The organism is Gemmiger sp. An50, from assembly GCF_002161595.1.
Classification (GTDB): Bacteria; Bacillota; Clostridia; order Oscillospirales; family Ruminococcaceae; genus Allofournierella.
Map to the genome: position 1 here is coordinate 34,047 of NZ_NFID01000003.1, position 14,682 is coordinate 48,728.

Sequence of the window (14,682 nt, forward strand, 5' to 3'; positions counted from 1 at the left end):
CCTCAGCCAACCGGCTGGGGGTGCTTTGCTTTGCGGAATAAAAACGCTTACAGGCGGGTATGCAGGGGTACGCCGTTTACATAGATGGGGATCTGCTCACCCTGGATCAGGGGCCGGGCGTAGGCCTCGAAGGAGGCGGTCACCTGCATGCCGTCCGGAGTGATCCACCCGGCGGGGATGGCCTTTTCCTTGTTGGCAACGGCCTGCACGTCCACGGTCTCGCAGTCCGCCACATAGGGGGCATCCTGACGGCGGACCAGCGCGCTCATGCGGCCGGTCTGGCCGTGGATCGCCGCCTGTACTGCCACGCCGCCCACCTGGTAGGCCTCGTTCACGTCGATGCGGCTGGTCAGGTGGCTGGCGCACCGCTGCAGAGTGGACAGCTCGATGGCGCGGGTCTTGCAGCCCAGATGGTGACGGATCAGGCCTTCCAGATACCGGCTGGTGCCGGACAGGGTGACCTTGTGGCCGAAGGCGTCCACCGCGCCGTCGCCGCCCGCCAGATCGCACAGGAAGGTGCCGTCCTTGCGGCGCACGCCCTCGCTGGCCGCGATGACGATGTTGTTCTTTTCCTTGCGCAGGGCCTCTACCCGGCTCAGGAACAGCTCCTCACTGAAGGGAACCTCCGGCAGCAGGATCAGGTCCGGGCCGTCGCAGTCGTCGCCCTTGGCCAGGCTCGCGGAGGCGGCCAGCCAGCCTGCATGGCGGCCCATGATCTCGGTCACGGTCACGCTCTTCAGATCGTACACGTTGGAGTCCCGGATGATCTCCTTCATCACGGTGGCGATGTACTTGGCCGCGCTGCCGAAGCCGGGAGTGTGGTCGGTAAGCATCAGGTCGTTGTCGATGGTCTTGGGCACGCCCACAAACCGGATGTGGCTGCCGATGCGACTGCCGTAGGCCGCCAGCTTGGCAATGGTGTCCATGCTGTCGTTGCCGCCGATGTAAAGCACCGCGTCGATCTGATAACGCTCAAACAGGCCGAACAGGGTCTTGTATACGCCCTCGTCCTGCTCGGGGGTGGGCAGCTTGTACCGGCAGCTGCCCAGGTAGGAGGAGGGGGTGCGCTTGAGCAGCTCGATGTTCAGCGCCTTGCCCAGCAGCTGGTCCAGATCCAGCAGCTTCTCGTTCAAAAGACCCTCAATGCCGTAATGCATGCCGTAGATGCGCCCGGCGCCGCAGGCGCGGGCAGTCTCGTACACGCCCGCCAGACTGGAATTGATCACCGCAGTGGGGCCGCCGCTCTGCCCCACCAGAAAATTCATACCCATCAAAAATACACTTCCTTCTTCAAAAAGCGGGTCAGCCGTCGACCCCTTGTGACACAACGCCTTTTATTGTATCTTATTTATAAAGGGGCTGCAATAATCCCCGCTGCAATTTCGTATAAGGGTCAGAGAGGTGACATTCTTCACGGCGAAATCTTGGTGGTTTTGCCAAAAAACAAGGAGGGAAACCAGATGAAGCACAGGAAGCATTGGCTCGCCGCGGCGCTTGCCGCCGCCCTTTTCGCAGGCCTTCTCACCGGGTGCGGCGGGTCCAGCACGGCGGCCGCCAGCACCGCGGCGGTGCAGGAGAGCATGCCGGACATGGGGGAGGCCGGAGCTGTGGCCGACGCCGCCAACGGAACAGGCGGTGGGCAGACCAGCCTGGATTCCGGCGCCCTTGCCCCGCAGGACAGCCGCAAGATCATCTACAACGCAACCCTCTGGCTGGAGACCAAGCAGTATGACCAGGCCAGCGCCGACCTTTTGGAGGCGGCCAGCCAGGCGGGTGCCTACGTGCAGAACAGCGAAAGCAGCGGAAGCGCCGAACGGGGCGACCGCAGCATTTATTACACCCTGCGGGTGCCCGCGGACCATTACAGCGAATTTCTGAACGCGGCGGCCCAGGCCGCCAACCTGATTCGGCGCAGCGAGTCCAGCCAGGACGTGACCGCCGAATATGTGGATCTGGAAGCCCGCCTGGCCAGCCTGGAGCAGCAGCGCCAGCGGCTGGATGAGCTGGCGGCAAAGGCCGAGAGCCTGGAGGACCTGCTGGCCATTGAGCAGCAGCGCAGCGAGGTGCAGTATCAGATCGAGAGCTACACCGGCCAGATGAACGTCTTACAGGACCAGATCAGCTACAGCACGGTGGAGGTCTACCTGGACGAGGTGACCGAGCTGACGCCCCAGAGCCCCAGCTTTATCAGCCGGGTGGGCTCTGCCTTCCGGGGCAGCTGGAACGGCTTTGTAAGCGTGGTGCAGGAGCTGGTGATCGGCCTGATCTACCTGCTGCCCTTCCTGGTGGTGGCGGCGGTGGTGATCGCCGTGGTGGTACTGCTGGCCCGCCGCGCGGCCAAAAAGCGCCCCCAGCCCGTGCCGCAAAAGCGCCCGGATGGGGAAAACGGCAATCAGCCGCCCAAATACACGCAGATGAAGTGATTTGATCTATAATACTGCCCCGGCGAAACCGCAGCCTGCGGCCCGCCGGGGCCTTTTTTGCGCCCATGCCAACTTTTGGGGCGGCAATTTCCGTCTCTGTGTGCTATAATAAAAAGAACGCATAAATTGTAGAAAAAGGCGGAAACGATCCATGCGAGCGAAAACCATTCGATACGAGCTTGCCACCGGCCTTGGCTGCGCCGCGCTGGTGCTGTTGCTCTGCGCGCTGCCCTTTGCCAGCCGGGACCTGGTGGCAGGGCACGACAGCGTGTTTCATATCCTGCGGCTGGAGGGTCTGGCCGCGGCCCTGGGCGGCCATGCCAGCATCCCGGTGCGCATCTATTCCTTGATGCTGGGCGGCTACGGCTACGCCAGCGGCCTGTTTTACCCGGACCTGTTTTTGTATCCGGCGGCATTGGCCCGGGTGGCGGGCCTGGGACCGGAGATGGCCTTTAAGTTTTTGATGCTGGGCTGCGTGGCGGCTCAGTGCGTCACCAGCTATTTTGCCGGACGGGCCATTACCAAAAAGCACTTTGGCGGCTGTCTCTTGATGGTGCTGTACGGTCTGTGCCACTACCATTTCACCAACCTCTACATCCGCAGCGCGGTGGGCGAGGTGCAGGCCATGATCTTCCTGCCCCTGGTGGTCTGGGGCCTGTGGGACCTGACCGAGGAGGGGACCAAGCGTCCCTGGGTGCTCTGGCTGGGCTTCACCGGTCTGGTGCTCAGCCACACCGTGAGCCTTGCTCTGGCGGGCCTGCTGGCCATCGTGTGGGTGCTGGTGCGGCTGCCCCGGGTGCTGAATCGCCGGGCCATCCTGAGCGGCCTGGGAGCCGCCGGGGCCTGTCTGCTGGTGAGCTGCTATTACTGGCTGCCCATGCTGGAGCAGTTTGCCAGCGATAAATTCGCCGTGACCGAGCAGCCGCTGACCCAGGTTTCCTGGAATACCGTGAATCTGGCTGGGCTGTTTACTCCCAACAATTACATGGGCCTGGGCATCACCGGCCTGGTGGGCATTGTGGCCACTCTGGTGCTGCTGGTCTGCCCGCTGGGGCGGCGCAGCGGAGCGCGCCGTGCCGCCTGGGTCTTCCTGGCGGCGGGGGTGGTGCTCACGGTGCTGGTGCTTCCCTTCGTGCCCTGGCGCATGCTGGACGATACCCTGCTGAACAGCATCCAGTTCCCCTGGCGGCTCAATGCTTTCAGCCAGCTGGCGGTCTGCCTGGCCATCACGATGGTGCTGGCAGGCCTCGATAGCCGCCGGGTTCGGGTGCTGGTGCTGGCAGCGGCTTTTGTGCTGGGCGGGGTGGACCTTGCGGTCAGCTCCACCGAGTTTCCGGAGCAGGTGAACTACCCGGCCAACTATTTCACCAGTCAGCGGGGCGAGACCTTCTATCTGGTGGGGGCCGAATGGGTGCCCGCCGGTGTGGACGCCAAGGCCTTTGCCTTTGAGCCGGGCGCTCAGTACAGCAACACCACCGGCGTTTACAGCGGCAGTTACCTGCCGAATGGTGATTTCGTGTTTGACTTCGACGGCGAGGTCTTTGGCGTGTACGGCATTCCCAAGCTGTGGTATAAGGGCTACTCCGCTACCCTCACCCCGGCGGACGGCAGCGAGCCCATGGAACTGGAGCTGCACAAGGACGGCGGCGGCCGGGTGGAGCTGACCATTCCGGAGAATGCCCCGGCGGGCCAGGTGCGGGTGAGCTACACCGGCACCACCCTGCAGCATGTGTCGGACTGGGTGAGCGGCCTTGGCACGCTGGCCCTCTGCGCGGGCGCGGCCTGGTATCTGGTGCGCACCCGCAAGGCGGAAAAGCGGCAGCCGGCGCTGACCCATTAAACAGAATAACAAGAGCGCGGGCTCTTCCGTTCCACTTTGCTGGGAACGAAGAGCCCGCGCTCTTGTTTTGTATTTTTAGGCCTTGGGCGCGTCGAACTGGGCGCTCACCTGGGCCAGCAGCTGACGGATGGGCAGATGCTGGGGGCAGGAGGACTCGCATTTTCCGCAGCCGATGCAGTCCTTTGCCTTGCCGTGACCGCCGCGGGTACAAATGTTGTAATAAGTGGCGGCGCCGGGGTCCTGGAACAGGTTCCGGCTGTTGGCACAGGCGAACAGCTCGGGAATGGAAATGGCCTTGGGGCAGCCGTCCACGCAGTAGCGGCAGCCGGTGCAGCCGATGCTCTTCAGCCCGGCCAGCGCCCGGCGGGCTTTGGCCACCGCCTGCCATTCCAGCGGCGACAGGGCACGGAAGTTTCGGAACAGGCCCAGGTTCTCCTCCATCTGGGCCGGGTCGCTCATGCCGCTGAGCACCATGCACACGCCTGCAAAGCTGGCGGCAAAGCGCAGGGCGTAGCCTGCCGGGCTGCCTTCCATTCCGGCAAAGGCCTCGGCGGCCTGGGGCGGCAGGTTGGCCAGCGCGCCGCCCCGCACCGGTTCCATCACGATCACCGGCTTTTGGAAGCGGCGGCAGATCTCATACAGCGCCCGGCTCTCCACGCTGGGGCTGTCGTAGTCCGCGTAGTTAAACTGGATCTGCACCACCTCGATGTCCGGCTGCTCGGTGAGGATTTTTTCCAACAGAGCGGGCTTGTCGTGGAAGGAGATGCCGATGTGCCGGATGCGGCCCTCCGCTTTCAGCTGCCGGGCCACGGCGAAGGCGTTGCAGGCGCAGTATTTGGGATAATACTCCGCGTTCATGGCGTGCATCAGGTAAAAGTCGAAGTAGTCCACCCCGCAGGCCTCCAGCTGGGAGAAGAACAGGGGCCGAATTTCCTCCTCGCTTTTGAAAAAGCCGTTGGAGAGCTTGTCCGCCAGCAGGTAACGCTCGCGGGGGTAGCGGTTGGTCAGGCAGTGGCGCAGAGCGGTCTCGCTTTTGCCGTTCAGGTAACCGTGAGCGGTGTCGAAGTAGCAAAAGCCCGCGGCCAGAAAATCGTCCACCATGCGGCAGGTCTTTTCGTAATCCACTTGGCTGGCCGGGTCGGCGGCAGGGCCGGTGAGGGGCAGGCGCATGCAGCCAAACCCCAGCTTTTTGGTTCCAAACAGTTCTTCCATGGCAAAGAGCCTCCATTGCGGTGAATTCTGTTTTCATCATAAGGCGGGGTGAGGGCCTTGTCAACAAAAAAGCCCCCGTGCCGGGCGGCACAGGGGCGGATGCTCAGTTCAGAGAAGGGGGAGCGGATTAGCCGTTCTTCTTGCCCTTCAGCTGCTTCATGCGCATGTCGTGGTTCAGGATGCGCTTGCGGATACGCAGGTTCTCGGGGGTGACCTCCAGCAGCTCGTCGGGAGCCAGGAACTCCAGGCAGGCCTCCAGGCTGAACTTGGAAACGGGAACCAGGCGCAGGGCGTCGTCAGAGCCGGAAGCACGGGTGTTGGTCAGGTGCTTGGTCTTGCAGACGTTCACGCTGATGTCCTCGCCGGTGGGGGTGTAGCCGATGACCATGCCCTCGTAGACCTTTTCGCCCGGGGTCACGATCAGGGTGCCGCGCTGCTGGGCGTTGAACAGACCGTAGGTCACGGCGTCGCCGGTCTCGAAGCTTACCAGGCTGCCGGTGCTGCGGCAGGTGATGTCGCCGCACCAGGCGTCGTAGCCGTCAAAAATGGTGTTCAGGATGCCCTCACCGTGGGTATCGGTGAGGAACTGGCTGCGGTAGCCGAACAGGCCGCGGCTGGGCATGCGGAACTCCAGACGCACGCGGGTGCCGATGGGCTCCATCTGCTGCAGGATGGCCTTGCGGGAGCCCAGAGCGGTCATGACCGCGCCCTGGTACTCGGTGGGGGTGTCGATGACAACGCGCTCGAAGGGCTCCATCAGCTGGCCGTCCTCCTCGTGGGTCAGAACCTTCGGGGGGCTGACCTGCAGCTCGTAGCCTTCACGGCGCATGGTCTCGATCAGGATGGACAGGTGCATCTCGCCACGGCCCATCACGCGGAAGGAATCGCTGGTGGCGGAGTCCTCAACCTTCAGGGCCACGTCCTTCAGCAGCTCGCGCTGCAGGCGGTCGCGGATCTGGCGGCTGGTGACGAACTTGCCCTCGCGGCCGGCGAAGGGGCTGTCGTTAACGGCGAAGGTCATCTCCACGGTGGGATCGTTGATCTTCACGAAGGGCAGGGGCTCCACGTTGGCGGGGTCGCACAGGGTGTTGCCGATGGTCACATCGGTGATGCCGGAGAAGGCGACGATATCGCCGGCAGAGGCTTCCTCGGCGGGCTCACGGCCGTTGGCCTTGAACTCGTACAGCTTGGTGATGCGGCCCTTGATGGAAACGCTGGGGTCGTGCCAGTCGCAGACCTGCACATCCTGGCCAACCTTCATGCGGCCGTTCTGGATGCGGCCGATGCCGATGCGGCCCACGAACTCGTTGTAGTCCACGCTGGAGCACAGCATCTGGAAGGGAGCGTCCGGGTCGCCCTCGGGACCCTTCACGTACTCCAGGATGGTGTCGAACAGGGGCTTCAGGTCGGTGCCGGGCACGTCCGGGCTGTAGCTGGCGGTACCAGCGCGGCCGGAGCAGAAGACCATGGGGCTGTCCAGCTGCTCGTCGGTGGCGCCCAGGTCCATGAGCAGCAGCAGCACTTCGTCGATGACTTCCTTGATGCGGGCGTCGGGACGGTCGATCTTATTTACGGCGATGACCAGGTTCAGGTTCTGCTGCAGGGCCTTCTGCAGCACGAAACGGGTCTGGGGCATGCAGCCCTCGGCGGCGTCCACCAGCAGCAGCACGCCGTTGACCATCTTCAGAACACGCTCCACCTCGCCGCCGAAGTCGGCGTGGCCCGGGGTGTCCACGATGTTGATCTTCACACCGTTGTAGGTGGTAGAGCAGTTTTTGGCCAGGATGGTGATGCCGCGCTCCCGCTCGATGTCGCCGGAGTCCATCACGCGCTCGGCCACCTGCTGATTTTCACGAAACGCGCCGCTCTGCTTCAGCATCTGGTCCACCAGGGTGGTCTTACCATGGTCAACGTGGGCGATGATGGCAATGTTGCGCAAATCTTTACGTTCCATACTGTTATCCTTTCTGATATTGGATCGCGATTGGATCGCTCCATATATAATTACATCTATTCGTAACCTTACCTATACTAAAGCAGGAAAAAAGGTTTGTCAAGAATATACAAATGATTTTTAACAGCATTGGGCGTTGTCACAAGGTTTTTTGTCTGCTGTGCGGGGCTTTCTGGGCTGTATGACCAAGGCGGCGCGCCGCCAGCCAGGCCGCCGCGGCCCCCAGGCTGCAAAGGCTCACCGCTGCGCCAAGGCCCAGTCCGGCGGGGGTGAAGCGCAGGGTGATCTGATGTTCGCCCGGGGTGATGGGCACGGTAAGCAGTGCATCCCAGCCGGTGCCGGGTTCCACTTTTTGACCGTCCACCAGTACCTGCCAGCCCGGCTCGGCGGGGATGCTGGTGAAAAGAGTAGTGCAGCCCTCGGGCACCTGGATGGTCCCGCGCACAAGACCGGGGGCAAACTGGTCCACCTGAAGGCCCTGCTGCTGCAGCCGGGTGCAGGCCGCGGCAAGAGCCTGGCTGTCTTCCACGGTAAAGCTCCAGCCGCCCAGCGAAAGAGTATTTGTCTGCGGCCGCAGCTCCACGGTGAGGGCCTGGCCCGCCTGCACCTGCCCCAGGCAGATCGTGCCGTTCTCCTGCTGCAGCAGGGTCTGGCCTGCCGCTTCGCCGTTCACGAAAACATCGGCCCCGCAGTACTGGTCATACACCGGGAAGCTGGCGTACAGCACGCCGGAAACCGGCGCGGTGAGGGAAAAGCACAGAGCGGCATTTTCGCCGGTCACGGTGTAGTGCAGCCCGTCCGCTCCGGCTTCCATGCCCAGAACCAAAGGCTCGGCTTCGATGGGGTGCAGAATGCCCGCGTCTTGGCCCAGAAGGGTGTTGTAGATTTGGTTCAGATTGTCAAAGGGCCGGTCCAGCGCCAGCCGCTCGCTGCCAGTGTCTGCCGCCGCAACGACCAGCAGCAGAGCACAGGGGTTCTCCCATACATCGCCCTGCTGCTGCCACTGGCCGGAGGCTGCGCCGCCCAGCTGCCAGCGCAGCCCCAGCAGGCTGGCGGTACTTTGGGTCAGCCCGTCGGACCAGGCCATCCAGCCGCTGGTGCCGGTGCAGCCCAGCGCCCGCATCAGTTCATAGGCGGTCTGGGAATAGCTGCTGCTGTAGTGGCTCAGGCCGTTGTAGTCCAGCAGGAAGGGCGTATTCTGCCCGCCCTCGGCCAGCTGCATTCGGGCGGAGGGGTCTCGGGCGCTGAGCTGCTCCACGGTAGCCTGCCATTGCTCGGTGAGCTGGGGCAGAGTGGAGGGAAACGGCTCGAAGGCCTCCAGCGCAGCCCAGCCGTTGGCCGTCAGCTCCACCGCCAGGAAAAGGGCAGCAAGCAGGCCCACGGCCCGCCGCCGGGGCATTGCCAGCAGCAGTGCAGCGGCCGCCAGGCAGCACAGAGTGAGCACCGCCGCCCAGTCGGGAACCAGCCCAAGGCACCAGGCACAGGCCAGCAGCAGGGTGGCAGCCCCGACAGCCGCGAACCGGCGGGCGACGGGCAGATGTTCTGCAAGGCCTTTGCCGCCCAGCGCCGCCAGCTCCAGCAAAGTGAAGATGAACAAAAAGCTGTAGCGGTAGTTGAACCAGCTGGGGCTCTGGAAGCCGTGCCAGACAAGGTCCGGCGTGCGCAGCCAGAAGCTGAGCAGCAGACAGGCCAGCAGCCCGCCCGCCGCAAGCTTTGGACGCAGCGGGCCGGGACGAAGGAAAAACAGCGCTGCCAGCACCAGCGGCAGGGTGCCACAGAAGATAAGGGGCAGGGTGTTGGTGTCCTGCCCGGCGGGATAGGCCCCCGCGAACAGCTGGCCCAGCAGCTGGGGAAGGGAAAAGTTGGTGGAAAAGCCCCATTCCATGGCCGCCTGGGCCTTGCCCTGGCCGAGCGCTTTCGCAACCGGCAGCAGCATCCAGCCGTTCAGCCCGCCCGCCAGCAGGCTGGCCAGCGCAAAGCGCACCGACACCCGCAGCTTACGGCCCGCCGCATCGCCTGTGGCCAGGCCGAAGAGAAAATAGAGCAGAGAGTACAAACAGAGCATCCAGCCGATGTAATAGCAGCAGAAGATGCCCGCCGCCAGACTCACCAGATATAACCAGGGGGAACGCCCTTCTAAAATGCGCCGGATGCCCCAGGCGATCAGCGGCAGAGCGATCAGGGCATCCATCCACATGATGTTCTGGGAAAAGCCCAGCAGGTAGCCGCTCAGCGCCCAGGCCCAGCTGAGCGGCACCGAGAGCATGCCACCAGCCCGGCGGCGCAGAAACAGATGCATGGCCAGCCCGGCGCAGCCTGCCTTGGTCAGAGTGAGCAGGGTCACGGCGGTGGGCATCTGGGAGGTGGGGAACAAGAGCACCAGAAAATTGAAGGGGCTGAACAGGTAATAAGCGGCCCAGCTGAGGGCCTCGCCGCCCAGGGCTTTGTGCCAGGTGTAGAACGCCCCCCGGCCGAATAATTCCGAAAAGCCGGCCAGAAAGTGGGAATACTGACCATCCATATCGCCGAAGAACAGACTGTTCGGGCCGAAGGGGGCCACGCCTTGGGCGGCATACAGCCCGGCCAGCAGGGCAACCGGAACCAGCGCGGCGGCCAGCGCGGGCAAAGGGCCGGAGAACCGGCGGGAGGATTCGGACCGGGAGAAGGGAATGGGCATGCAAAGGACTCCTTTCCAGAAGGGAAAAATGCGCCGGAAAGCGGCGAAAAAAGAAAAATAAAAAAAGAAAAACTTTTTTTCAAAAAGTACTTGCAATTTGAAAAAAGATTCGATATAATAATCAAGCCGAAAGGACATGGACGGTTAGCTCAGCTGGTAGAGCATCTGCTTGACGTGCAGAGGGTCAGGGATTCGAGTTCCTTACCGTCCACCACACAGGGCGCTCAATCGAGCGCCCTGTTTTTTGTTTTTACGAGGCTTGAAAAGAAAACAGGCACTCGAATCCCCAAAAAACTTCCTCTCATACAACGAAACATTAAGCAGTTATGATACACCAATACTATGAAAATAGTATGAAATAAAAAAGAAGAATCGGTCGATTTGACCGGCTTCTGAGAAAAGAGCAGGGCCCAAGCGGGGTCCTGCTCTTTTTGTCTGCCCGGAGTCCGCCCGCTGGTGGTGGGCGGTATTTGCTATTTTATAAAAAATATAGTATACTATATCGGTTAATATGGAGAGGTGTATCTATGCGAGTATTGGGCATCGACCCCGGCTATGCAATCGTGGGCTGGGGCGTGGTGGAATATGTGGGCAACCGGTTTACGCCGGTGGCGTTCGGCGCGGTTACGACCGAGGCGGGCGTGCCCTTTGAACAGCGGCTGGACAAGGTGTATGAGGGCGTGTTGGATGTGATGACAACCTACAAGCCCGAGGCGCTGAGTATCGAGCAGCTGTTTTATCAGCACAACCAGACCACGGTGATCGGCGTGGCTGAGGCACGCGGCGTGATTTTGCTGGCGGCAGCCAAGTGCGGTATCCCCATCTTTGAATATACCCCCATGCAGGTGAAGCAGGCGGTGACCGGCTACGGCAAGGCGGTGAAAAAGCAGGTGCAGGAGATGACCCGCATGATGCTCAAGCTGGAAAAGGTGCCCAAGCCCGACGATACCGCCGACGCACTGGGCATGGCCATCGCCCATTGCCATTGCAGCCGCAGCCGCCTGATGGGCACGCCGCTGCGCTGACCGAAGCAGAAAGCAACAGGAGGTTCCCGATGATTTATTGTCTGACCGGAAAACTTTTGAAAAAGACCCTGGACATGGTGGTCCTTTCCTGCGCGGGAGTGGGTTATCTTGTGCAGGTGCCCGCGTCGGTGTCGTCGGCGCTGCCGGCCATCGGCCATGAGGCTACCCTTTATACCTATATGAATATCACCGAAAACGACGTGACTCTCTTCGGCTTTGCCACCGAGGAGCAGCAGGCCTGCTTCAAGATGCTCACCGCCGTCTCCGGCGTGGGCCCCAAGGTGGGTCTTGCGATTCTGAACGTGATGACCCCCGAGCGGATCACACTGGCCATCTCGGCCGGAGATCACAAGGCCTTCACCGCCGCCAACGGCGTGGGCCCCAAGCTGGCCCAGCGCATTGCCCTGGAATTGAAGGACAAGGTGGGCAAGGGTCTGGCCGAGGGCATCACCCTGGGCGATGTGAGCGGCGGCGGAGCCCCGGCGGGCAACCTGAGCCAGGCCATCGCGGCCCTCACCAGTCTGGGCTACAGCCCCAGCGAGGCGGCCCAGGCGGTGGCCAAGGCCGACCCCTCCCTGCCGGTGGAGGAACTCATCAAGCTTGCGCTGCGCGGCATGGCGAAAGGAAGGTAACCCGTGGAAGAATACGAATTCGGCACGCGGCTGGTCAGCCCGGAGATGAACCAGGGCGAGAGCGAAGAGATCAGCCTGCGGCCCAAAACCCTGGACGAATATGTGGGCCAGGAAAAGGTAAAGGAAAACCTGCGCATCTATCTGGAAGCAGCCAAGCGCCGGGGCGAGCCCATGGATCACATCCTGCTCTACGGCCCTCCGGGTCTGGGCAAGACCACTCTGGCGGGCATCGTGGCCCAGGAGATGGGGGTGCAGATCCGCATCACCAGCGGCCCGGCCATCGAAAAGCCCGGCGATCTGGCAGCCCTGCTCACCAATTTGCAGGAGGGCGACGTGCTCTTCATCGACGAGATTCACCGACTGTCCCGCCAGGTGGAAGAGGTTCTGTATCCCGCCCTGGAGGACTACGCGCTGGACATCATGATCGGCAAGGGCCCCAGCGCCCAGAGCATCCGCATCAATCTGCCCCGGTTCACCCTGATCGGCGCCACCACCCGGGCGGGCCAGATCACCGGCCCGCTGCGGGACCGGTTTGGTGTGCTGCTCAAGCTGGAGCTGTACAGCCCGGATGAGCTGAGCGGCATCATCCAGCGCTCGGCGGGCATCCTGGGCCAGCCCTGCACCCCGGAGGGAGCTTATGAGCTGGCAAAATGCAGCCGGGGCACCCCTCGTGTGGCCAACCGGCTGTTAAAGCGGGTGCGGGACTTCGCCGCCGTTCTGGCGGACGGCGTGATCGACGAGGCCACCGCAAAGCTGGCCCTCAAGCGAATGGACATCGACCAGCTGGGCCTGGACGAGATGGACCGGAGCATGCTGCGGGCCATCATCGAGCTGTACGGCGGCGGGCCGGTGGGTCTGGATACCCTGGCCGCCGCACTGGGCGAGGAGGCCGTGACGCTGGAGGATGTGTGCGAGCCTTATCTGATGCAGATGGGCTTTTTGACCCGCACCCCGCGCGGCCGCTGCGCCACCCGGCAGGCCTGGGTCCACCTGGGACTGGAGCTGCCCAAGGAGCTGGACGCCCCGGGCCAGCAGAGTATGTTCGACTGACCCCGCCAAGAAAATTTCACAAATACACGTTATACTGATACGGAAATCGCCCAGAGAAACAGCGGCCGGTTTCCCCGGAATGAAAAAGGAGAATTGCGTATGCGCCCTGCCACCAGCTGGCAAGATTATGAACTCATCGACGCAACCTGCGGCAACCGTCTGGAGCGCTGGGGCAGCACCCTGCTGGTGCGCCCGGACCCCCAGGTGGTGTGGAAAAGCCCCGAGACCAGCCCCCTGTGGGCCAAGGCGGATGCGGTGTATCACCGGTCCGAGCGGGGCGGCGGCCAGTGGGAATACCGCCGCCGCCTGCCGGAAAAGTGGAAGATCGGCTGCGGTCCGCTGACCCTGGTGGTCAGCCCCACCGGTTTCAAGCACACCGGCGTGTTCCCCGAGCAGGCCGTGAACTGGGCCTGGTATGAGGAGAAGATCAAGGCCGCCGGCCGCCCCATCAAGGTGCTGAACCTGTTCGGTTATACCGGCGGCGCCACCCTGGCCTGCGCCGCGGCGGGCGCCAGCGTCTGCCATGTGGATGCCTCCAAGGGCATTGTGGCCTGGGCCCGCGAGAACGCGCAGGCCAGCAATCTGGCCGACCGGCCCATCCGCTGGATCGTGGACGACTGCGCCAAGTTCGTGGCCCGGGAAATTCGCCGGGGCAACACCTACGATGCCATCATCATGGACCCGCCCAGCTACGGACGCGGCCCCGGCGGCGAGGTGTGGAAGCTGGAGGACAACATTTACGACCTGATCGCCCTGTGCGCGGGTGTGCTCAGCGAGCAGCCCCTGTTCGTGGCGGTGAACAGCTACACCACCGGCCTGTCGCCCGCGGTGATGGAGTACATCCTGAAAACCACCCTGTGCGGCAAGTACGGCGGCGTGACCAGCTGCGACGAGATCGGCCTGCCGGTGAGCAGCACCGGCGGCGTTGTGCCCTGCGGCGCCACCGCCATCTGGCAGGAGGCCTGAACACAGGACCCGAAACAAGAGGGGAGAGGAAAATCGAAATGAACGAGATGATCGCCGCCAAAGACGTGCGCTTTCGCTATACCCCGGAAAACCCCTACGCGGTGGACGGCGCGTCCATGACCATCCGCAAGGGCGAGTTCGTGGCGGTGCTGGGCGCCAACGGCTGCGGCAAGTCCACCCTGGCCAAGCACTTCAACGCCATCCTGCTGCCGGAGAGCGGCACTGTGACCGTGGAGGGCATGGATACCCGGGATGAAAGCCAGCTGTACGACATCCGCCAGACCGTGGGCATGGTGTTCCAGAACCCGGACAACCAGATCGTCGCCACCGTGGTGGAGGAGGACGTGGCCTTCGCGCTGGAGAACCTGGGCGTTCCCCCGGCGGAGATCCGCGCCCGCATCGACGAGGCCATGCAGATGTCCGGCATCTACAAGCACCGGGAAAAGGCCCCTCACAAGCTGAGCGGCGGCCAGAAGCAGCGTGTGGCCATCGCGGGCGTGATCGCCATGCGGCCGGACTGCCTGGTGCTGGACGAGGCCACCGCCATGCTGGACCCCCGGGGCCGGGAAAAGGTGATGGAGACCATCCACCACCTGAACAAAGACTTCGGCATCACCGTGGTGAGCATCACCCACTATATGGAGGAGGCTGCCCAGGCCGACCGGGTGCTGGTGATGAGCGAGGGCCACGTGGTCATGGAGGGCACCCCGAAAGAGGTGTTCAGCCAGACCGAGAAGGTGCGCTCCCTTCGCCTGGATGTACCCCAGGCCGCCGAGCTGCGGGATGAGCTGGTGAAGGCGGGCCTGGACCTGCCCGAGGGCATCATCACCGAGGACGAGTGCGCCGCCGCCCTCTACGAGCTGCTGAAATAACGGCGAATATAAAAAAGACGAAAGCGCCATC

At 63.2% G+C, this 14,682-nt stretch carries 11 protein-coding genes and 1 tRNA gene; 8 read left to right on the forward strand and 4 right to left on the reverse strand.

Annotated features, from left to right (window positions below; genetic code table 11):
• Nucleotides 1-47: 47 nt before the first annotated feature.
• Entirely contained in the window at nt 48-1,271 is a 1,224-nt protein-coding gene (locus B5G03_RS03825; RefSeq protein WP_087180451.1) for a 6-phosphofructokinase, read from the reverse strand.
• Between the two features lie 189 nt (nt 1,272-1,460).
• Here B5G03_RS03825 and B5G03_RS03830 point away from each other — a divergent pair, with 189 nt between their 5' ends.
• Together B5G03_RS03830 and B5G03_RS03835 are read left to right on the forward strand one after the other, a co-directional pair.
• Nucleotides 1,461-2,423, forward strand: coding sequence for a DUF4349 domain-containing protein (locus tag B5G03_RS03830; RefSeq protein ID WP_087180452.1), 963 nt, complete (start codon nt 1,461-1,463; stop codon nt 2,421-2,423).
• A 151-nt stretch (nt 2,424-2,574) separates the two neighbouring features.
• Nucleotides 2,575-4,263 carry a hypothetical protein gene (locus B5G03_RS03835; protein WP_087180453.1) on the forward strand — a complete coding sequence of 563 codons (1,689 nt, stop codon included), beginning with the start codon at nt 2,575-2,577 and terminating at the stop codon, nt 4,261-4,263.
• Between the two features lie 75 nt (nt 4,264-4,338).
• Here the strand turns inward: B5G03_RS03835 and B5G03_RS03840 are convergent, their stop codons facing one another.
• The 3 genes from B5G03_RS03840 to B5G03_RS03850 form a co-directional block, all read right to left on the reverse strand.
• On the reverse strand, nt 4,339-5,475 hold the full coding sequence (locus B5G03_RS03840) for an aldo/keto reductase (protein ID WP_087180454.1): 1,137 nt from the start codon (nt 5,473-5,475) through the stop codon (nt 4,339-4,341).
• A 127-nt stretch (nt 5,476-5,602) separates the two neighbouring features.
• Nucleotides 5,603-7,429 carry a translational GTPase TypA gene (typA, locus tag B5G03_RS03845; protein WP_087180455.1) on the reverse strand — a complete coding sequence of 609 codons (1,827 nt, stop codon included), beginning with the start codon at nt 7,427-7,429 and terminating at the stop codon, nt 5,603-5,605.
• Nucleotides 7,430-7,568: 139 nt separating this feature from the next.
• Nucleotides 7,569-10,106, reverse strand: a complete 2,538-nt coding sequence (locus B5G03_RS03850; protein WP_162613321.1) for a YfhO family protein — start codon at nt 10,104-10,106, stop codon at nt 7,569-7,571.
• Between the two features lie 138 nt (nt 10,107-10,244).
• On the opposite strand from B5G03_RS03850, the gene B5G03_RS03855 reads away from it, so the two are divergent.
• The 6 genes from B5G03_RS03855 (at nt 10,245) to B5G03_RS03880 (ending at nt 14,651) form a co-directional block, all read left to right on the forward strand.
• Nucleotides 10,245-10,320 (forward strand) — tRNA-Val (locus tag B5G03_RS03855).
• Between the two features lie 313 nt (nt 10,321-10,633).
• On the forward strand, nt 10,634-11,131 hold the full coding sequence (gene ruvC, locus B5G03_RS03860) for a crossover junction endodeoxyribonuclease RuvC (RefSeq protein WP_058965903.1): 498 nt from the start codon (nt 10,634-10,636) through the stop codon (nt 11,129-11,131).
• A 29-nt stretch (nt 11,132-11,160) separates the two neighbouring features.
• On the forward strand, nt 11,161-11,763 hold the full coding sequence (gene ruvA, locus B5G03_RS03865; protein ID WP_087180457.1) for a Holliday junction branch migration protein RuvA: 603 nt from the start codon (nt 11,161-11,163) through the stop codon (nt 11,761-11,763).
• A gap of 45 nt (nt 11,764-11,808) precedes the next feature.
• Complete coding sequence (gene ruvB / locus B5G03_RS03870; RefSeq protein WP_087180682.1) at nt 11,809-12,813, forward strand: Holliday junction branch migration DNA helicase RuvB; 1,005 nt, start codon at nt 11,809-11,811, stop codon at nt 12,811-12,813.
• 99 nt (nt 12,814-12,912) lie between these two features.
• Nucleotides 12,913-13,779, forward strand: coding sequence for a class I SAM-dependent methyltransferase (locus B5G03_RS03875; protein ID WP_087180458.1), 867 nt, complete (start codon nt 12,913-12,915; stop codon nt 13,777-13,779).
• 38 nt (nt 13,780-13,817) lie between these two features.
• Entirely contained in the window at nt 13,818-14,651 is an 834-nt protein-coding gene (locus B5G03_RS03880) for an energy-coupling factor transporter ATPase (protein WP_087180459.1), read from the forward strand.
• The last annotated feature ends 31 nt before the right edge of the window (nt 14,652-14,682 follow it).